Origin of the sequence: Nostoc mirabile CHAB5784, assembly GCF_020829645.1 — a bacterium.
Classification (GTDB): domain Bacteria; phylum Cyanobacteriota; class Cyanobacteriia; order Cyanobacteriales; family Nostocaceae; genus Nostoc; species Nostoc mirabile.
Genome location: NZ_JAIVFS010000005.1, coordinates 173,967 through 192,718, shown reverse-complemented (window position 1 = coordinate 192,718; position 18,752 = coordinate 173,967). Strand labels below are relative to the sequence as shown.

Here is an 18,752-nt window from a genome sequence, read left to right as displayed (position 1 = left end):
CTGAAGCCAGATTCTCACGCGTTACTCACCCGTCCGCCACTAAATCCCGAAAGATTTCGTTCGACTTGCATGTGTTAAGCATACCGCCAGCGTTCATCCTGAGCCAGGATCAAACTCTCCGTTTTGTTGTGTTTCGAGTTTGTGGCTCCGAAAAAAATATTTCCCGGAATCCTAGTTATTAATTTTGACTATTCTTTTGGGAAAACCAAAAGTAAAATCTTTTGACGAGGATTGGTTTTTTCTTAAGCTTTCAAAGTATTATGTTTTTCAGGTTCAGAGGTGGTTGGCTTCTTTTGCTTTCCCACTTAACTAGAGTAACTAGTTATCCCCTAGTTTGTCAAGGGGTAAATTTATTTTTTTTCTAAAAGGGCAAATCGCTTGACTGCACTTGCTTTCAGGTGAATGGGTTAAGCAACAGGAGAGAGGCGAGAACGAAGTGGCTAAACCGGACTGTGTGAATAATGCAGGTTGCTTGTCTCTAAATGGGATCTAATGCAGGTTGAGTGATTATAGTAATGATTATCGAAAATGGCAGGAGGTAGTCTTGGTGGAGGGATTTATCCTGAATCCAAATGCTCAAACTAACTATATATTAAGATATAAGAGCATAATTGTTGCGGAGCTTGCGGTTTAAGACTCCCATCATACAGGTGACGCTTGTATCGGCATTTACACGATCGCCATCACTACGTTCGCGGATCGTTTGGAAGAGAAGATAGGCGTTACAGTGAGTCTAGCGCTGTAGAGGGACTTCAAAATTTATAATGAGTTTTTTAGAAAAAGCTAAAAACTAGACTAGGCAAGAAATACAGATGATCCGACCGCGTAAGGTCTTTGCTCAACATTGGCTCAAAAGTGAAAAGGCACTCGACGCAATTATTAAAGCAGCAGAGTGTACAGAAAGCGATGGCTTTGCCAACGGCAAGGGCGATCGCGTGCTGGAAATTGGCCCCGGAACCGGCATTCTGACTCGTCGTTTATTACCTTTAGTGCAATCTCTGGTTGCAGTTGAAATAGACCGAGACTTATGCCAACTTTTGTCAAAGCAGCTTGGTAAGACTGAAAATTTTTTACTGCTACAAGGCGATTTTCTCACTATAGATTTACCATCTTATCTGGCAGCCTTTCCCAATTTCCAACAGCCAAATAAGGTAGTAGCCAATATTCCCTACAACATTACAGGGCCAATCATTGAGAAACTACTGGGTACGATCGCTAACCCCAACTCCGAACCATTTGACTCTATAGTGTTGCTGGTACAAAAAGAAGTCGCAGAAAGGTTGTATGCTAAACCAGGATCAAAAGCCTTTGGGGCGTTGAGCGTGCGGGTACAGTATTTGGCTGAGTGTGAGTTAATCTGCACAGTTCCAGCGGCCGCATTCCATCCACCGCCAAAAGTCGATTCAGCAGTGGTGCGATTGCGCCCCCGAAAAATAGAAATACCAGCGCTTAATCCTCGACAGTTAGAGAATTTCTTAAAGTTGGGGTTTGGTGCCAAGCGCAAAATGTTACGAAATAATTTGCAATCAGTTATAGAACGCGATCGCTTGAGCCACTTACTGGAACAATTAAAAATAAATCCCCAAGCTAGAGCCGAAGACCTCGGCGTTCAGCAATGGGTAATTTTAGCAAATGAGTTGGGAGTGGGGAGTGGGGAGTAGGGAGTAGGGAGTAGGGGACAAGGGGATAAGGCAAATTTTTTCCCATTCTCCATTCTCCATTCTCCATTCTCCATCCTCCATTCTCCATTCTCCATTCCCCATTCCCAGAAAATGCGTTCTTACAGCCTAATTGCCCCTGCCAAAATCAACTTGTATCTGGAAATCATTGGCGTTCGCCCCGATGGTTATCATGAATTAGCCATGATACTTCAAAGTATTGGACTAGCAGACCAAATTGATGTGCATTCGATCAGCACTGACAGCATTCGCGTTCACTGCAACCACCCACAAGTCCCGACAGATAAAAGTAATCTGGCTTACCGCGCAGCAGAATTAATGGCAATGCAATTTCCCGAAGCCTTCGCTCAATATGGGGGTGTGGAGATTAGCATAAACAAGCAAATTCCTGTAGCTGCTGGGTTGGCTGGAGGTTCGACAAATGCAGCAGCTGTGTTAGTAGGGATAGATTTATTATGGAAATTGGGATTAACTCAGCCAGAATTAGAGGAGTTGGGACGTACACTCGGTTCAGATGTACCATTCTGTGTAGCGGGTGGAACTGCGATCGCAACAGGTAGGGGCGATCAACTTTCTCCCCTGCCGAGTTTAGATAACATATACATAGTATTGGGGAAATACCGCAGTCTGGAAGTTTCCACGCCTTGGGCATACAAAACTTATCGACAGCAGTTTGGTGATTCTTATAGAGATAGCAACAACTTGGCAGCGCGTGCTAATGCAGTTCATTCAGGAGCAATAGTAAAAGCTGTCCTGGATAAAGATGCGGGAGAAATTGCCCAAAAACTGCACAATGATTTGGAGCGCGTGGTATTGCCAGCCTATCCCCAAGTTTTACAACTGCGAGAAGTTTTTGCAAATCAAGAAGGCGTTTTAGGAACAATGATGTCTGGCTCTGGGCCAACAGTATTTGCTCTTTTTGAGTCTCAACAGCAGGCAGAACTAGTTTTGCTGCAAGTGAGAGAAGCAATTATTGATGAGGACTTAGAATTGTTTGTAACTCGGATAATCACACATGGGATTAAAGTAGTATCGTCTGTTTAAATAATTTTTTTCGTTAATGAAGCATAGGGGATAGACAAGAATTATTCCTAATGACGCAATCCAAAATCTAAAATCTAAAATCGTATGAGTGATCAAAATTTAACGCCACAAACAGATACTAAAATACAGGCGAGTGCGAGTCCTTTACGCTGTTTAACTGGGGCGGTTATTTCTGGAGGAATGGGATATGCAATGTATTCGCTGATGATTGCGATCGCTACAAATTTTGCGACTAAACCTCTTCATTCAATTAATCCATTGGTAATTAGGATTTCTTCTGCTGTTAGGACTCTGGTTGTTGGTGTAGTTGCTTTAGGAAGCGGGATATTTGGTATAGTAGCAATTGGTTTGTTGGCTTTGGGAGTGCAATTATTAGTACAGGAGTTGACCAAGCAAAAAAGTAGTGAAAATTAGTAATTTACTTTTAATCAGCAACGTAAAAACACAAGTTTTCCTAACGAACCACGATTTTTGATCACTTGTAGCTTCGCGCTTCTGGAAGGCTGAAGTACAAAACCGTTTGTAGTTGGGTAACAGATGGGAAAATGGATTTAGAGTTAAACGATGAAGGTAGTGATTGGACAGCTTGATGAGAGTTAGTAGCGTACCAGTGCCTCAATAAAGCTTGCTTTTTTAATCGGACAGCGATCGCTCTGAGCAAATCCTTTATAGTAGAGGGTTTAGGTAATATAATCATCTTCTTAAACTTACAGCTATTTTTAGAGAAATAGACCACATTGATTTAAGTAAGGTCACTATATTTTTGTTTGCTGCACCTCTGCTTCTTCTGGTTAAGCTTTTTGGAATTGGCGTAGACGCAAAGCGGCTTGAACAGCAGATGTTGTAATTTTGGTATATAGTATAGCCCTCGACTTTATCGGGTTGACACTTTATAAACTGGCTCAATATTCACAAATATATGTGGAATTGATACCAGCTACACTGAAGTTGATAGCAGTAACATGACTTATGAGCAAAATTATGAGCACAACCAAGAGATATTTTTTACCCCTTATTTTTGTGACAATTGTTGTCAGCTTGAGCAGTTGTAGTTCTAACCCCACCACTCGTAATATTGACAGTGGAACGCCATCCCCTACTACAACACGGACGAATAGGGCATCGTCTCAGACTCCCAGCCAAATTCCTAGCGTAGCTCAATTAAGAGAAAAATCTCCTAATCAAGAATTTCCTAAGGAAAATACGCCTTCCTCATCAACTCCTAAAGCTGCCACTAGTAAAACTACCAATGTCACGATGTATACAAGTGATACCCAATGTCAAGAACTCATTCCAGAAAAGGTTTCAGTACCAGCTGAGGAACCAGTGACAAATGTAGTGAGTAAAATTTTAGAAAAACGAGATACAAGCGACTTTAGCTTGTCTGGGTATCGTGTCAACATCAAAAATGGCGTTGCTACAGTTGATTTGCGAATATCTCCTGAGTCAAAGCGACAAATAGCTTCTCTTTCTAGTTGTGAACAGTTTGCTCTGTTTGGCAGTCTCCGCAAAACCCTAACAAGTAATGCCCAATGGAATATTAAAGAGGTTCGCTTCACCGAGCGAGGTGAAGACATTGTTCTTTAGTTAAATATGGTAGTCAGTGCCGTCATTAGCTAAAAAGATTTTCCAATTTGAACAGCCACAGGACTCATGCATCAGTAGTTGCCAAAACAGTGTATGTTCTAGTCAATTTAAAACAGCTGTAAATAGTGGTATTATTGATCTTAGCCCTAAGTTTATGGCAGCAATTCGCGGGTGTAATTCAGTGGTAGAATGTCACCTTCCCATGGTGAACGTCGTGGGTTCGAGTCCCATCACCCGCTTTAAAATCAGAACCTAAGCTACCTATGTGATTGCTTCTGTTGGTACACTTGCCTATGAATTTGTTGAGCCAGACTTTACTAGGCATCTAGAGCCTGCGGGCGTTGTTATTACACTGCACATACTACAGGTTGCCGATAAAGGACTGACGTTAGACTGATATTTCTATTGGGAATTTTTCAGCAGGTTTTTAGAAATTTACGCAGAAATGTCTACGCACTCGCTAATGGATGACAGCTAATGGTAAAAAACAATTAGCGATTCGCAATTAGCACTATGGCAAATTTTCTCCAACCACCAAGATTACGCATTGGTGAAGACACTGAAGAAGAACGACGCGCCACTTGGCTGGAACTGTTTTATGATTTGGTTTTTGTAGTTGCAGTTTCTCAACTCGCCCACAATCTCAACGAGGATATCTCTCTATCAGGATTATTTGGGTTTGTAGTTTTATTTATACCAGTTTGGTGGTCATGGATTGGCACCACATTCTACGCCAACCGCTTTGACAGCGATGATGTGGGACATCGACTGTTGATTGGTATACAAATGCTGACAGCAGCAGCAATGGCTATTAACATCCACCACGGTTTGGGTGAGAGTTCCCCTGGTTTTGCAATTTCCTATGCTCTCGGTCGGGCTGTGCTGGTAATAGAGTATGTCCGGGCTGGAAGACATATCCCTTCAGCACGTCCTTTGACTACTCGCTACGCTATTGGTTTTGCGATCGCAGCCTTCCTCTGGTTAATATCAGCATTTGTACCCATTCCTTGGCGATTTGGATTCTGGGCACTGGGAATCATTATTGACTTTGCTACACCCCTAATAGCACGCAGGTTTCAACTAGGGTTACTCCCCCACGCCTCGCACTTACCGGAACGTTTCGGGTTATTTACCATGATTGTTTTGGGCGAAGCAATTATCGCGGTGGTCAACGGTGTTTCTGAGCAGAAATGGGATACTTTAACTGTAATTTCGGGCGTGTTTGGTCTAATTATCGCCTTTAGCTGGTGGTGGGTCTATTTTGATAATCTAGGTGGCACACCTATTGAGAAGGCGCGGACACATGGAAAAGTTAGTGTTGTCAATCTCTGGCTCTACACCCATTTACCGCTAGTGATTGGGATTGCTGCTGCTGGAGTCGGCGTAGAACAAATTTTGTTGAGTAAGCCAACTTTAACACTACCTGATTCCCAGCGATGGCTCATCTGTGGTTCAGTAGCATTATGCTCTCTAGCTGTCAGTATTCTCCACAGATTTGGGGTGATCCGTTATTGCAAAATTCGTTCCCAGTATCGACTTGGAGGTGCAGTCGTGCTGCTAGCGATCGCTATCTTTGGCAAAGGTTTGTTACCTGTTGCAGTCATTGCCCTTGTAGCTGTAGTTTCTGCTGTCCAAGTCGTTCAAGATTTATATCAGAGTCGTCCCACTACCCGCTTGGTTGACCCTGAAATCTAGCTCATAGCGTAGTAGTAGCACATATCTGTGCGCTACTACTATGTATCCACGCAATTTAAATCTGAGGATTTATCTGTAAGGTATCTATCCTACGAAAGATTTTAAATAAAATATAAATAAATATTTATATAGTTATTTAAAGATTATGTAATCTTAGTATTCAAACATGACGTTGTAAAGCTGATAACTCAACACATTGCCGTCTATCGGAGGTTACAGAACCAAAGGAGGAATGTCATCATTAGGTGATGTACCTTTGGGCAGGTAAGTCAAGTAGGTGAAATATTTATTAATATTATTAATAGGAAGTGTAAATTCAGCGTCAGGAGTCAGAAAAAATTCTTAATGGCAGGTATTTCGCATCAATCATCAAGTTTTTCACCAATAGAAGAGAAGATCATGAAAGACAAAGAACCATCAGACTCTAAAGAATTCGTCGGAAATCTCAAGAATGGAATCTGGCTGTTTGGCTTGTCATCTTGGGTATTCGGCATTACCGATCGCAGCATTGCTTCATTTGCGGACGGCTATCTATCTGCTTTGGATTTAACGCAACTATTCACAGCCGCTACGTTCTTTGTGGCGTGGCTATTTTTGAAACCAACATCTAGAGTTTAAGATCGGCGACTGGTTGAGTATCGAGTCACTTTTGATGCTAATCATGTCAAGATTCGGAAACTTATCTCCAGTAACAATATGGGGAATTTTTCTTCTTCCCAAATTTCATAACAGAGGCAGAGGTTTTCACCAAAAAATTGCTTGATATCATGTCCGGCAAATTGCTTATGATATGTCATTGCGAACGAAGTGAAGCAATCACAAGGACTCTGCGATTGCTTCACTTCGTTCGCAATGACAAGTGTTCAACCGGACATGATATGACTTCCAGACTTAAAAATGCACCTGGCACGATCGCTGGTATATTCGGGTCATACTAAACTGCCATATTAGCCCCGAAAACCAGTCGATTCGATCTGCTCATGACATAGCTAGTAAGGCTTTAAGTAAACTAGGGTGATTTTTTTTGCCATCCAGACTTTTTAAATTGTAGCTAGATTGTATCTTTTTCCTTTTGAAGTCAGAGTTCTAGCTTTTTTATTTTGGTGTATCTAAAAAAATTTTTCTAATTTTCCGGAATTGATTGTGCTCAGGTGGTAGTCTCTATCAGACAAGCGATTTATACTGAAACTCTATAACGAAACCTTCGGGGTATATAACCCCATATTAAAAGCCCGGTCTTCATGACCGGGCTTTTTTGACAATTACGAGTTAGAAATTATTCTTAACTCCTAACGATTCATTAAATTAGGCAAAGGCAGCAGTTGTCACATCGTTATTCGACAGAATTTCTTGCAACTCTTCAGCGTCTACCGTTTCTTTATCAACCAACATTTGGGCTATCTGATCTAAAATGTGGCGGTTGCCCACTAACACTTCTTTAGCGCGTGTATAGGCTACATCCACAAGTTTACGGACTTCTTCATCAATGGCGGCGGCGGTTTCTTCAGAGAAATCACGCTCTGACATGATATCTCGTCCGAGGAACATGTTACCTTGCTGACGACCAAGGGCGACTGGGCCTAAGCGATCGCTCATGCCAAATCTGGTGATCATCTGACGTGCAACCCGTGCTACTTGTTGGAGGTCATTAGAAGCACCAGTGGTAACTTCTTCTTCACCAAAGATTAATTCTTCAGCAATCCGACCACCCAAAGCCACAGCCATTTGATTTTCCAGATAAGCGCGGCTGTATAAACCTGTGTCCATCCGGTCTTCGCTGGGGGTAAACCAAGTTAAACCACCTGCGCGACCGCGAGGGATGATGCTAATCTTCTGTACAGGATCGTAGTCTGGCATTAAAGCACCAACTAAGGCGTGACCAGCTTCGTGATATGCTACCAAGGTTTTGCGCTTTTCGCTCATTACCCGGTCTTTCTTCTCTGGGCCAGCTAAGACCCGATCAATTGCATCGTTGATTTCATCCATCGAAATCTCAGTCAAATTCCGGCGGGCTGCCAGAATTGCGGCTTCATTCAACAGGTTGGATAAATCTGCGCCAGTAAATCCAGGGGTACGACGGGCAATTTTATCCAAATCCACATCTTTCGCCAAGGTCTTGCCACGGGCGTGAACCTTGAGAATTTCGCTGCGTCCGGCATAGTCGGGACGGTCTACCACAACTTGACGGTCAAAGCGACCAGGACGCAATAGGGCTGCATCTAGGACATCAGGACGGTTGGTAGCGGCAATAATGATAATGCCAGTATTACCTTCAAAGCCGTCCATTTCTGTGAGCAACTGGTTGAGGGTTTGTTCCCGCTCATCGTTACCACCACCTAAACCTGCACCCCGTTGACGACCTACGGCGTCAATTTCATCGATGAAGACGATACAAGGAGCATTGGTTTTAGCTTGCTCAAATAAATCGCGGACGCGGGATGCACCCACACCTACGAACATTTCTACAAATTCAGAACCGGAGATTGAGAAGAAGGGTACACCTGCTTCACCAGCTACGGCACGAGCTAGGAGGGTTTTACCTGTACCAGGAGGGCCAACTAACAGTACACCTTTAGGAATTTTTGCACCAACGGCGGTAAAGCGATCGGCGTTTTTCAGAAAGTCTACAACTTCGTTTAATTCCAACTTGGCTTGGTCAATACCAGCAACATCGCCAAATGTTACCTGAGTTTGTGGTTCCATTTGCACTCTGGCTTTAGATTTGCCAAAGTTCATCGCTTGGCTGCCTGGGCCACTTTGAGCGCGACGTAGCAAGAAGAATAAGCCAACCAAAAGCAATACAGGAAAAAATAAGCTGCTCAGTGCCTTAAACCAAAATCCTTCATCGGTTTGGGGCAAAACAGAAATATCAACGCCTTTAGAAGTCAAAGTATTGATCAAGTCTGGATCGTTGACTAAGGTCACAATCCGTTTAGCCGGGTCATATTTGGGTGTAACCAGTGCTGTGGAGCGATCTGCACTCAAACTGACTTTTTCTACTCTACCTTGTTGAACTTCTTGAATAAAGCGACTATATCGCCATGTCTCTCTGCTTTGGGGTTGTTTGTCAAAAAATGCTGTTCCCAGCGCAATAACGACAATAAACAGCAGTGCGTACAGCCCTGCATTTCTCCATCTTTTATTCACTAAGGTCTATCCTCCTGTATTTTTCGCGCCATCGCGTAGCATCTCTGTTCGGAGAGGTCATTATTAAGAATTATGTTAACTTATCTTAAGTGTAACAAAGTGGCGTAGCTTTCATGCTGCAAAAAGCTCCCTTATTTGCTGAAAACTAGGATGGTAGGGATTATATTGTAGCGATCCTGCGGGCTGATGAACGGTATGAATGGGAATAATTTCTACCACACTATTAGTGTAGGCGATCGCTTCAAATTTCTGGACTAGCTCCACCGTCCAAATTTCTTCCCGCACTGGCATCTGGTGGTTTTGCAACCAGTTTAGAAGTTGCGATCGCAAAATTCCCGGTAAAATTCTGGCTGTCAAAGGCGGCGTGTACCAATTGCGATCGCACCATCCCCAAAGGTTGCCTGTGCTGGTTTCTAGCCAATTTCCTTGAGGATCAACTAATATTGCTTCTTCGGCATCTAAACTACTTTTTGCCAACCAAGCACTCAAATAGTTTCCAGTTTTATGAGAGGGGAGAGAGCGATAAAATTCCGAACTTGCAACAGCGCACAAAATACCATTATTTTGTTTTTCTGTCAAATCTTGTGGTAATAATCTGCCAGTTATCCACTCCCGTCCATCGGGAAAGAGGGTAATTCTGAGAACGGGGAAGTATGCGAGGAGAATTTGAGCGCCTTGACGTAGACGGTTCCAATCTGGTTGCTGCCAACTAAAAGATTGTACTGAGAAGAGTAAGCGATCGCAATGTGCTTGCCAATTAGTTAAATTACTATCTAGCGAGTTCTGATAAACCCGCAATGTTGTAAAAACAGTTGCCCCATAAAGTAAACCCGGATCATTAATATCTAATTCTAGGGTTTGGGAGTGAATTAATTTACCGTCATACCAAAAAATATTATTTGTCACAACTAGATTGCTTGTCGGTACAACTCAATTGAAAAGTGATGACTTGTAATGCTCATACGCTGCATGAGATAAAACCTATGAGCAGCAAATCGCTGAACACCAGAATCAAGACTCAGGTGTTCACAGCTATGATTTTTTGCATATTCAATCAGCCACTGAAATAACTGTTGTCCATAGCTATTTGACCGTTTAAACTCATCAACAACTAAATCATCAATGTATAAAAACTTTCCCGAAGCTAAACAAGTAGAAATGCGAAATCCAGCGACTGCTACAGCTTGCTTTTCTACTTCTAAGAATGCAAGTTGATATCCTTCTTTTATTTGATATCGAACTTGTTCTACAAACTTAGCCTGCTCAAGGTGAGGGCGCAACTGGGAGATAACAGGAAAACACCCTAATATTTGAAAGTCAGATTCTGCCAATTGTATTGACATCAATGTTAACCTACTGAATTATGTGTGAGAAATTTGGAACCGATTGGGCGAATATAATTTGCTACTACACTTGCAGCAATCCGTTATAACTAATAATTTAATCTTTGGGGGGAAATATAATTTTTTTAGTACCTTCAGGAGTTGTAATTACTTTTCCTCCCAAAGCTTCTATTTCCCTAATTGCGCGTTTTTGAGTTCTCTCATCAACTTGATTATTTAAAACTATTGTCCAGGTTGCGATTTGAGCATATTTGCTGTTGGGGTTTCGACTCAGAAATTCAGCAGTTTTTTGGGAAGTATGAGCGATCATCTGACTCTCTGCATCTGAAAAGTTACTAGCCCAGTTTGCCGCAGTTGCAAAAGATTGTTGGGCAGTTTTAGCGTTGCCTAAAAATAATAATTCATCAACTCCTTTATAACGCCATACGTAATAAGACTTTTCGGGAACTGAAGCAGAGAGTGATTTTAAGCCTTTCTCTGATAATGCGATCGCACGTTCTGGCATAGCAGCATACAATGAAGTACTGATAGAAAGACTGCGATACGCTGCTAAAAATCGCGGGTCACGTTCTAGAATTACTTCAAAATACTCTGGACTTAAACTGTAACCTGTTTTATCTCGAACTTCATCATCTCCGAAATACTGTAAAAAATTGAGATATACCAAATCTGCAATAAAATTATCATAACCAAAACTAGGCATTTTTTCGAGAAAATTAAGACGGATGCTTTCTGATTTTATTTCTTTCTTTAAAGCTTCTAAAGAGGCAGATTTTTTGCTATTTATCAGTTTTTGTAATTGGGGGAATTGAATTAAGGCAACTCCTAAAATACACACACAAATTATAAAAGGTGTAGCAATGGCTTTACGCGACAACAACATATTTTCCTTGTTTTCCCAGACATAAGCAACTCATTGTATATAATATACTTCTTGTAAAATTACTCAGCTATATAATTACATTAGCTTACACAGGAGAGCATCCATCAAGGCGCTACCCTACTAGCAACGACTAATCAGTAAACGAGCCTATCTTTCCTCAAAAGAAACCGAAAACAGGTAAATTGGCAAACTAGGCATCAATTTTTAAGTGCTATATTATACATTAATAGTTGATATAACGTGAAACCCTTGTAAAAACGTGATATTAAGTTCACTCAGTTACCATCATGATCCGCGTTACCCCACCCCGGTTTTGTCTAAAGCCAAAACCGCCCCTCCCCTTATCAAGGGGAGGGGTTGGGGGTGGGGTAAAACGCCTGTGGGATAAGCCTTTGAGCTTAAGTTGACACCAATGAGCAATGCTGTGCCCCTACAGCATGGTCTATTTACGATCGCAGGATAATTAAAAAAAGCCTGAAAACTTCCTATTTTAGGTAATGCACATCACGATGCATTTGTACAGTGCGTAAGTCCTATTAATGTCGCCGTAGCCAAACTATTTGTAGGTCAATAGCTCTTTTTTAATAACTGCCAACATTGCCCGGCGATCGCCCAATCTTCTTGAGTATGAATAACTAATACACGCACTGCTGAATCGGGTGTCGCAATATCCTCATCAACAGGCTGTTGCTGATTTTTTTCAAGGTCTATTTTCAATCCCAAAAAACCAAAGGTTTCACAGGCGGCTTGGCGAATATCCGGGGAATGTTCACCCACGCCTGCTGTGAATACCAAAGTATCTAATCCGCCCAAACTAGTAAGCATTGCACCGATACCAGAACGCAGACGATGCACGTAGATATCCAATGCCAGTTGAGCGCGGGAATTACCTTGAGCGTAGGCGTAGCCCGTCGTAGACATCGCTTCTCTTACCTCACGCATATCGCTAGATATACCCGAAATTCCCTTTAACCCAGAAGCTTTATTTAATATATGATCCAACTTTTCGACGGAGTAATTGCAGTAACGCAACAGATAAATCAGAATTCCTGGATCAACTGAACCAGAACGACTACCCATCATCAATCCTTCTAGGGGCGTGAATCCCATTGTGGTATCAATGCTGCGACCGTTTTTTATCGCTGCCAAAGAACAGCCATTACCCAGATGACAGGTAATTAAGCGCTCAGGGGGAACATCTTGACCGAGAATTTGGGCAGCACGTTGAGAACAGTATTGGTGACTGATACCATGAAACCCATAGCGACGGATACCTTGTTCTACCCACTCATAAGGGCCGGGATAGATTGCTGCTGCATCGGGTAGAGTGGCATGAAAACCAGTATCAAATACTGCTATCTGGGTGACATCTTTTAAGATTTTTTCAATTGCTTCTATGCCTGACAAAGCGGCTGGATTATGTTCGGGAGCAAGGTTAGACAGACGAGCGATCGCCTTTTTGACATCCTCCGTAATTACCACACTATCTCGATAATCCTGTCCACCATGCACTATCCGATGCCCCACCACATCGATTTCTGACAACTGATCAATTACCTTGGTAGCACCATAACTAAGTGTATGGAGCATATAGGTGACGTGTGCCTGTGGGGAATCACCAGAGATTGATTCTTGCAGCGTTGCACCCGTAGCAGTTTTCACCTCAATTTCTGCCACGCCCCGATCTTGAGTCCAGTTGATTTTACCTTCCCAAAGGGGTTGGGGTGCTTGGGTGGGGAGAACCTCATCTGCAATCTCATATAGACAACTCTTTTGGCTGCTCGAACCGGCATTTAGCACCAATATCTTCATATGACAACATAAAAACATGACCTGCTTTGATCATGTCATTAAGTACAGCATTTCATTAATTCGTAGCAAATTAAATTTGGCAATACCCTGCAATGCCAATGCGTCGGCTTACAATGCCAATGCGTCGGCTTACAATGCCAATGTGTCAGCTTACAATGCCAATGTGTCAGCTTACAATGCCAATGCGTCAGCTTACAATGCCAATGCATTCCCCTGCATTAAAAACGCTACGCTTTTACGCAAAACTGTACTAAGTTTAGCCCCATGCTTCTAGAACACCGATTCAGTATTCAAAATTTCTACACTCCGCCCAAATGCCTCAAATTCTCGCAAAGCGCCACTAGGGGCAATTACTCGTAGCAAGTCACCGGGTTTCAGGAGCGATGGTAAGATTTTGGATGGCATGAAAAAAGTTAGGAGTCAAGATAAAGACTATAACTCCCATAAAATTTTGTTGAATCATTTTTCAAAGCGATCGCTGTTTAGATGCCCTTTTGCTGAAAAATATTCTAAGTGTGAGTAGTTTATATAAAAAACCTCGTTTACAGCCAGAGGCTGGAAATGCTGCTCAAGAAGGCTCTGCCGCCAGCAAGGGAGGCGGAGCCTCAACGACGGGCATTAAGAGTCTCTGACTCTTAACGAGATAACTTTGACATTACCCGGAAACTATTCAAGTAAGTCCCCTTAACAATCCGGCTCCAGCCCGACCTGCTGTCCCTCCTATTTCTTGAACCTGATCTATTACACGACTTGTATTCCGACCTATTTCACTTGCACTGTCCGTAGTTTCTTCTACTACGACATCTACTGTACCTCCTGTTCCCCCTACCACTGCCTGTAAATCCGCATCCGTGAGTTCCTCTTGCCATTCCATATCTTCTATGACTAGGCTATGACGTTGTAAATTCATTTGTTTGCCTCTCGAAACATGTGTAAAGGTGATAAGCTGTCGCGCTTTTAACTTGCATTGTTTGGACGGGCTGTCCGGCCCATCCCACAAGAACTTTGTTACCTGCCAGAGCAACTTGTAGACGGGACAGCTTACTACGCGTCTAAATGCTATTAGACTTTATAACTTGCTAATTTCCAATAACAACTATCATTAGCAGGTAGACAAATGTCAAAGATGTTGTTGATTGCTTTTTTTAACTGTTTTTAACGTCAAGGGCATTGGGCATGGGGCATTGGGCATGGGGCATTGGGCATTGGGTATTGGGCATGGGGCATGGGGCATTGGGCATTGGGCTTTGAACTCCGTTAACGAGTCTTTGAACTGCGTTAACGAGTCTTTGAACTCCGTTAACGAGGCTTTGAACTCCACTCAAGTGCTCCTCATCCCCCACTCCCCACAACCCGCATCAAATCCAATTCGCGTTCAAATATTTCATCAATTGGCAACATTTGACCATCAACAGTCATAAATTTATGGTCTTTTGTTGCCCGAATTATTGAACCATCTTCCAAGCAATACTCAAACACCTCTTGTTGCCCGCGATCGTGCCACTGTGCTACAGGTTGCGTGTAAATATTTCCATTACTATCAACGCTGTACACACTACATTCAATGCCTTTTTCTACAATTTCTCCAATCGGCATTAATCCATATTCTACTGTCAATATTTCCGTGTCATAACTTAAACAATATTCAGCAAACTTTAACATTTGCTCAAATAATTCATCCGCAACTTTTTTCTGAACACCGTTTTTCGCTGCGCCATCCACGAATTTTTCTCGCTGCTTTTGCATCTCAGAAACTTTCTTTTTACCCATCGCCCGACGCAGCAAGTCAGCTTGTCCTAAAGAATATCCAGCCATATCCTGAGCAATTTTCATGATTTGCTCTTGATAGACCATAATTCCATAGGTTTCGTCTAATATTGGTTCCAGAATGGTGTGTTGATAATCAATATTTTCTCGACCATGTTTGCGGTTAATAAATTTAGGAATCAGTCCTGCATCTAATGGCCCCGGTCGATACAGTGCCAAAATTGAAGAAATATCTTCTATATTAGAAGGCTTCAAATCTCGCACTATCTGACGCATTCCAGAGGATTCTAATTGAAATATTCCTTCTAACTCACCTGCTTCTAGTAGCTCATAAGTTTTTTGTACATCTTTTGGCAGAGTACTATGTTCACCTTTAGCTAATATCTTCTGCGCTTTTCTTTCCTGGCGAGGAATTTCATCAGGATCAACCCGATATCCTCTGGTTTCTTGAATCAAATCAACGGTCTTTTGAATCAGCGTCAGGTTCCGTAAACCCAGAAAATCCATTTTCAATAAACCCATTGATTCCAGGTCTTCCATGAAATATTGGGTAATCACCGAACCGTCATTATTCATTTGTAGCGGGACAATCTCATCAAGTGGATCGGCAGAAATTACGACACCTGCTGCATGAACACCAAAAGTTTTGTTAGTTCCTTCAATTCGCATCGCCATATCAAGCCAATGGCGAACATGGGGTTCTTTATCATATTTCTCTTTAAACTCTGGTTCTGGGGTTTGATCAGAAATCATCACCTTGAGTTTCGTTGGTTTACCGCGCACTACAGGAATTAATTTCGCCATTTTGTCAGCTTCACCATAGGGTATATTTAATACTCTGGCGACATCTTTCAAAACGGCTTTAGAAGTTAGGCGGTTAAAAGTAATAATTTGGGCAACTCTATCTGCACCATATTTATCAGTTACATATTCAATTACTTTATCTCTTTGTTCAATACAGAAATCCGTATCAATATCAGGCATGGATTTCCGTTCTGGGTTCAAAAAACGCTCAAATAGTAGCCCATGATGCACAGGGTCAATATTAGTAATTCGCATCGAGTATGCAACTAATGAACCAGCCGCCGAACCACGACCAGGCCCCACAGGAATGTTATTATCTCTAGCAAATTTAATGTAGTCCCATACAACTAAAAAATATTTGGAAAAACCCATCTGCTGAATCATTTTCAGTTCGTATTCCAATCTTTCTTTATAGACGGAATCGACTTCATTGCGAGATTTGCGATTTAACCGTTCTAAAAGTCCGCTCCATGCAACATCTTCGGCGTAAGTGTCAGCAGTATGACCAGAGGGAATTGGGGGTGTAGGGATCTGAGGCTCACCCATAATATAGTAAGGCTCAACTTTATCGGCAACCTCTTCAGTAGTGGCGATCGCTTCGGCAATTACATCATCCGGCAAATGGTCACGAAATAGCTGCTGCATCTCCTCGCCAGATTTGAGATACTCTGTGCCGCTATAACGCATCCGCTTATCTTCAATAATTAGCTTGCCAGTTTGAATACATAGCAAGGCATCATGGGCTTCAACGTCAAAACAAGAAATAAAATGCGAATCATTGGTAGCAACAATTTTAATCCCTAGTTCCCGCGCAATTTTGACGATTTCAACATTCACAATCCGGTCTTCTTGGGAGCCGTGGTCTTGAATTTCTAGATAATAATCATCACCAAATACATCTTTATACCACTGAGCAACTTTTCGGGCTGCATCTGGTCTATTACTGAGAATCGCTTGGGGAATTTCTCCACCCAAACAAGCACTAGTGACAATCAAGCCTTCATGATATTGTTTGAGTAAATCTTTATTAATACAAGGACGAGAAAAAATTCCTTTGCCTTGAACACCTTTGAGGTGAGAAATTGTGGTTAATTTGACTAAATTTTTGTAACCTTTGGTATTTTTAGCTAAAACGACTTGATGATATTTTGGACGGCGTTCTTGTTTTTCAATATCGCCGTTAATTATATACATTTCATTGCCGATAATCGGCTTAATATTATGACTACGGCAGATTTTGATCAGTTCAACGGCTCCATACATGACACCATGATCAGTAAGAGCGATCGCTTTCATTCCCAGTGCGATCGCTTGATCCACCAACTCTGGAAGCTGACTTGCCCCATCGAGTAAACTGTAGTCACTATGAATATGTAAAGGGACAAAGGACATAAGCATTTCCAACCACAAGCCAAGATATCTCTAGGGGCCTACCTTGTGGTCTACCCTTTCGAGCTAGATTTTGCAAAGCAACGGAATCTTAGATTAACAGTTTTTACCTAAAATTAAAGCTGTTCTTTTTCCGAAATTTTCACGGTCATAAGTGTTGTTTTAATAGTTACAGCAGTTCATCAGCATCTAACTAATGAGTCAAAAAGAGAGTACTACTTCGCCTGAAACCAAAGCTAGCCCTTGGTGGCAGCGTATCCCTCTCACATTGCAAATTCTCATCGCCCTAGTAGCTGCAGTCAGCGTTGGAATTGCCCTTGGTGCGGGGAATCCCAATCCAAGCAATGCCACCTTAATCAATAATTTAGCAATTCCGGCTGAATTGGTGCTAAAGGCTCTTTGCGCCCTAGCTACGCCCCTGATTTTGGTAGCGGTGCTGCACACCTTAATGACTACGAATATCCCCGGTACAGCCGGACGGCGGCTGGCAGTGCTACTTTTAACTAACACTACCGTAGCTATTTTAGTCGGGCTTCTCGTAGCAAATGTGCTTCGTCCGGGGACTTGGGGCAATGTAGCCACCTCAACAAGTACAGACATAACTACTCAGAGTCTTGATCCTTGGGGAATACTCAAAGATGCTGTACCGGAAGCTATTCTAAAACCATTAGTTGATAATAATGTTATCCAACTAATTGTGATTGCCCTGAGTTTTGGCATCGTTCTGCGGGGATTAAAATCTGAACAAATTGCCCAAGGGAAAACAGGATACCAACCGATAGAGGATGTTATTGGGATTTTGTTTGAAGCGGTAGTCCGTGTCCTCAACTGGGTAATTGCCTTAGTGCCGTTCGCAGTCTTTGGTATTGTTGCTAAAACCGTTGCTATGCAAGGATTTGCACCGTTTAAATCTTTGGGTGCATTTATCGTAGCGGTGCTGTTAGCACTAGCATTGCAGGCGTGCTACTACCTCACCAGAGTAAAATTTGGTTCTTGGGTAGATCCGCTAAAATTCCTAGGTGGCGGTTCTGATGCCTTTTTGACAGCTTTCTCAACTTCTTCCTCTGCGGCGGCAATGCCCATAACCTTTGAAGTTTTGCAAACAAAAGTCGGTTTAAGAGAATCTTCCGCCGCCTTGGGCGCATTAGTAGGGGCAAATTTCAATAATGATGGCACTGCCCTCTATGAAGCAATGTCTGCGTTGTATATTTCCCAACTGATTGGGCAACATCTGAGTCTGGGACAGCAGTTACAGCATTTTTCAGGTATTTAGACCACAGATGAGACGGGGAGTGGGGAGTGGGGAGTAGGGAGTGGTGTAGTTCAATTACTTGAAAAGCGCTGTAATTGTCATCCTTACCTTGATTTTTGCATCCGTAGGTGCGGCAAATATTCCCAATGCTGGACTGGTAACGATGACACTGGTGTTTACTTCTGTAGGCTTACCTACTCAATACATTGCTTTGCTAGTTACTATAGACTGGTTTCTGGATCGCTGCCGCACGGCGATTAATGTTATGGGAGATATGACTGTCAGTGCTTTACTTGACGGGCTTTAAGCCTCGTTCTGTAGACGAGGCTTAGTTTTACGGCTTTTGAGGT

The 18,752-nt window shown here is 42.4% G+C and carries 15 protein-coding genes, 1 tRNA gene, 1 rRNA gene and 2 pseudogenes; 9 read left to right on the top strand and 10 right to left on the bottom strand.

The annotated features are described in order from the left end of the window. Positions 1 to 125: ribosomal RNA gene (locus LC653_RS06355) — 16S ribosomal RNA — on the bottom strand; the annotation flags it as partial. A 687-nt stretch (positions 126 to 812) separates the two neighbouring features. Here LC653_RS06355 and rsmA point away from each other — a divergent pair. From rsmA to LC653_RS06340, 3 genes are all read left to right on the top strand, one after another. Then, a complete protein-coding gene (gene rsmA, locus LC653_RS06350; RefSeq protein WP_229493419.1) occupies positions 813 to 1,661 on the top strand; it encodes a 16S rRNA (adenine(1518)-N(6)/adenine(1519)-N(6))-dimethyltransferase RsmA in 849 nt (282 codons plus the stop codon). Between the two features lie 111 nt (positions 1,662 to 1,772). Then, positions 1,773 to 2,723 carry a 4-(cytidine 5'-diphospho)-2-C-methyl-D-erythritol kinase gene (gene ispE, locus LC653_RS06345; RefSeq protein WP_229493417.1) on the top strand — a complete coding sequence of 317 codons (951 nt, stop codon included), beginning with the start codon at positions 1,773 to 1,775 and terminating at the stop codon, positions 2,721 to 2,723. 84 nt (positions 2,724 to 2,807) lie between these two features. Continuing rightward, on the top strand, positions 2,808 to 3,137 hold the full coding sequence (locus LC653_RS06340; protein ID WP_229493415.1) for a DUF3082 domain-containing protein: 330 nt from the start codon (positions 2,808 to 2,810) through the stop codon (positions 3,135 to 3,137). A 61-nt stretch (positions 3,138 to 3,198) separates the two neighbouring features. Here LC653_RS06340 and LC653_RS06335 read toward each other — a convergent pair whose 3' ends face one another. Next, entirely contained in the window at positions 3,199 to 3,420 is a 222-nt protein-coding gene (locus tag LC653_RS06335) for a hypothetical protein (RefSeq protein WP_229493413.1), read from the bottom strand. Positions 3,421 to 3,692: 272 nt separating this feature from the next. Here LC653_RS06335 and LC653_RS06330 point away from each other — a divergent pair, with 272 nt between their 5' ends. The 4 genes from LC653_RS06330 (at position 3,693) to LC653_RS06315 (ending at position 6,623) form a co-directional block, all read left to right on the top strand. Continuing rightward, complete coding sequence (locus LC653_RS06330) at positions 3,693 to 4,310, top strand: GerMN domain-containing protein (RefSeq protein WP_229493412.1); 618 nt, start codon at positions 3,693 to 3,695, stop codon at positions 4,308 to 4,310. Between the two features lie 167 nt (positions 4,311 to 4,477). Next, positions 4,478 to 4,549, top strand: a tRNA-Gly gene (locus LC653_RS06325). Between the two features lie 274 nt (positions 4,550 to 4,823). Continuing rightward, on the top strand, positions 4,824 to 6,005 hold the full coding sequence (locus tag LC653_RS06320) for a low temperature requirement protein A (protein WP_229493410.1): 1,182 nt from the start codon (positions 4,824 to 4,826) through the stop codon (positions 6,003 to 6,005). Positions 6,006 to 6,404: 399 nt separating this feature from the next. Beyond that, complete coding sequence (locus tag LC653_RS06315) at positions 6,405 to 6,623, top strand: hypothetical protein (protein ID WP_196528241.1); 219 nt, start codon at positions 6,405 to 6,407, stop codon at positions 6,621 to 6,623. A gap of 687 nt (positions 6,624 to 7,310) precedes the next feature. Here LC653_RS06315 and ftsH3 read toward each other — a convergent pair. The 5 genes from ftsH3 to LC653_RS06290 form a co-directional block, all read right to left on the bottom strand. After that, positions 7,311 to 9,152, bottom strand: coding sequence for an ATP-dependent zinc metalloprotease FtsH3 (gene ftsH3 / locus LC653_RS06310; RefSeq protein ID WP_190729958.1), 1,842 nt, complete (start codon positions 9,150 to 9,152; stop codon positions 7,311 to 7,313). Positions 9,153 to 9,263: 111 nt separating this feature from the next. Next, entirely contained in the window at positions 9,264 to 10,046 is a 783-nt protein-coding gene (locus LC653_RS06305; protein WP_372478121.1) for an aminotransferase class IV, read from the bottom strand. A gap of 14 nt (positions 10,047 to 10,060) precedes the next feature. Next, positions 10,061 to 10,495 carry a GNAT family N-acetyltransferase gene (locus LC653_RS06300; protein ID WP_229493406.1) on the bottom strand — a complete coding sequence of 145 codons (435 nt, stop codon included), beginning with the start codon at positions 10,493 to 10,495 and terminating at the stop codon, positions 10,061 to 10,063. Between the two features lie 97 nt (positions 10,496 to 10,592). Further along, the gene (locus LC653_RS06295; RefSeq protein WP_229493404.1) at positions 10,593 to 11,378 is read right to left on the bottom strand and encodes a hypothetical protein; all 786 of its coding nucleotides are present in this window, start codon (positions 11,376 to 11,378) and stop codon (positions 10,593 to 10,595) included. 567 nt (positions 11,379 to 11,945) lie between these two features. After that, a complete protein-coding gene (locus tag LC653_RS06290) occupies positions 11,946 to 13,190 on the bottom strand; it encodes an acetate kinase (RefSeq protein WP_229493402.1) in 1,245 nt (414 codons plus the stop codon). Between the two features lie 16 nt (positions 13,191 to 13,206). Here LC653_RS06290 and LC653_RS06285 point away from each other — a divergent pair, with 16 nt between their 5' ends. Further along, entirely contained in the window at positions 13,207 to 13,464 is a 258-nt protein-coding gene (locus LC653_RS06285; protein ID WP_229493401.1) for a hypothetical protein, read from the top strand. A gap of 20 nt (positions 13,465 to 13,484) precedes the next feature. On the opposite strand, the pseudogene LC653_RS06280 reads toward LC653_RS06285, so the two are convergent. From LC653_RS06280 to LC653_RS06270, 3 genes and pseudogenes are all read right to left on the bottom strand, one after another. After that, positions 13,485 to 13,595: pseudogene (locus LC653_RS06280) on the bottom strand (LD-carboxypeptidase); the annotation flags it as partial. A gap of 265 nt (positions 13,596 to 13,860) precedes the next feature. Continuing rightward, positions 13,861 to 14,100: a hypothetical protein gene (locus tag LC653_RS06275; RefSeq protein WP_229487558.1), complete on the bottom strand. Its 240-nt coding sequence runs from the start codon at positions 14,098 to 14,100 to the stop codon at positions 13,861 to 13,863. Between the two features lie 422 nt (positions 14,101 to 14,522). Continuing rightward, positions 14,523 to 17,153, bottom strand: a complete 2,631-nt coding sequence (locus tag LC653_RS06270; protein ID WP_229493400.1) for a DNA polymerase III subunit alpha — start codon at positions 17,151 to 17,153, stop codon at positions 14,523 to 14,525. A gap of 193 nt (positions 17,154 to 17,346) precedes the next feature. Here LC653_RS06270 and LC653_RS06265 point away from each other — a divergent pair. After that, positions 17,347 to 18,734: pseudogene (locus LC653_RS06265) on the top strand (dicarboxylate/amino acid:cation symporter). Positions 18,735 to 18,752 lie beyond the last annotated feature (18 nt).

What these genes read in the sequence shown, in the direction of transcription:
- LC653_RS06340 (WP_229493415.1), top strand. Translation starts at nt 2,808, where the DNA reads ATGAGTGATCAAAATTTAACGCCACAAACAGATACTAAAATACAGGCG.
- rsmA (WP_229493419.1), top strand. Translation starts at nt 813, where the DNA reads ATGATCCGACCGCGTAAGGTCTTTGCTCAACATTGGCTCAAAAGTGAA.
- LC653_RS06270 (WP_229493400.1), bottom strand. Translation starts at nt 17,153, where the DNA reads ATGTCCTTTGTCCCTTTACATATTCATAGTGACTACAGTTTACTCGAT.
- LC653_RS06335 (WP_229493413.1), bottom strand. Translation starts at nt 3,420, where the DNA reads ATGATTATATTACCTAAACCCTCTACTATAAAGGATTTGCTCAGAGCG.
- LC653_RS06330 (WP_229493412.1), top strand. Translation starts at nt 3,693, where the DNA reads ATGAGCAAAATTATGAGCACAACCAAGAGATATTTTTTACCCCTTATT.
- LC653_RS06300 (WP_229493406.1), bottom strand. Translation starts at nt 10,495, where the DNA reads ATGTCAATACAATTGGCAGAATCTGACTTTCAAATATTAGGGTGTTTT.
- LC653_RS06320 (WP_229493410.1), top strand. Translation starts at nt 4,824, where the DNA reads ATGGCAAATTTTCTCCAACCACCAAGATTACGCATTGGTGAAGACACT.
- LC653_RS06295 (WP_229493404.1), bottom strand. Translation starts at nt 11,378, where the DNA reads ATGTTGTTGTCGCGTAAAGCCATTGCTACACCTTTTATAATTTGTGTG.
- ispE (WP_229493417.1), top strand. Translation starts at nt 1,773, where the DNA reads ATGCGTTCTTACAGCCTAATTGCCCCTGCCAAAATCAACTTGTATCTG.
- LC653_RS06290 (WP_229493402.1), bottom strand. Translation starts at nt 13,190, where the DNA reads ATGAAGATATTGGTGCTAAATGCCGGTTCGAGCAGCCAAAAGAGTTGT.
- LC653_RS06285 (WP_229493401.1), top strand. Translation starts at nt 13,207, where the DNA reads ATGACCTGCTTTGATCATGTCATTAAGTACAGCATTTCATTAATTCGT.
- LC653_RS06275 (WP_229487558.1), bottom strand. Translation starts at nt 14,100, where the DNA reads ATGAATTTACAACGTCATAGCCTAGTCATAGAAGATATGGAATGGCAA.
- LC653_RS06315 (WP_196528241.1), top strand. Translation starts at nt 6,405, where the DNA reads ATGAAAGACAAAGAACCATCAGACTCTAAAGAATTCGTCGGAAATCTC.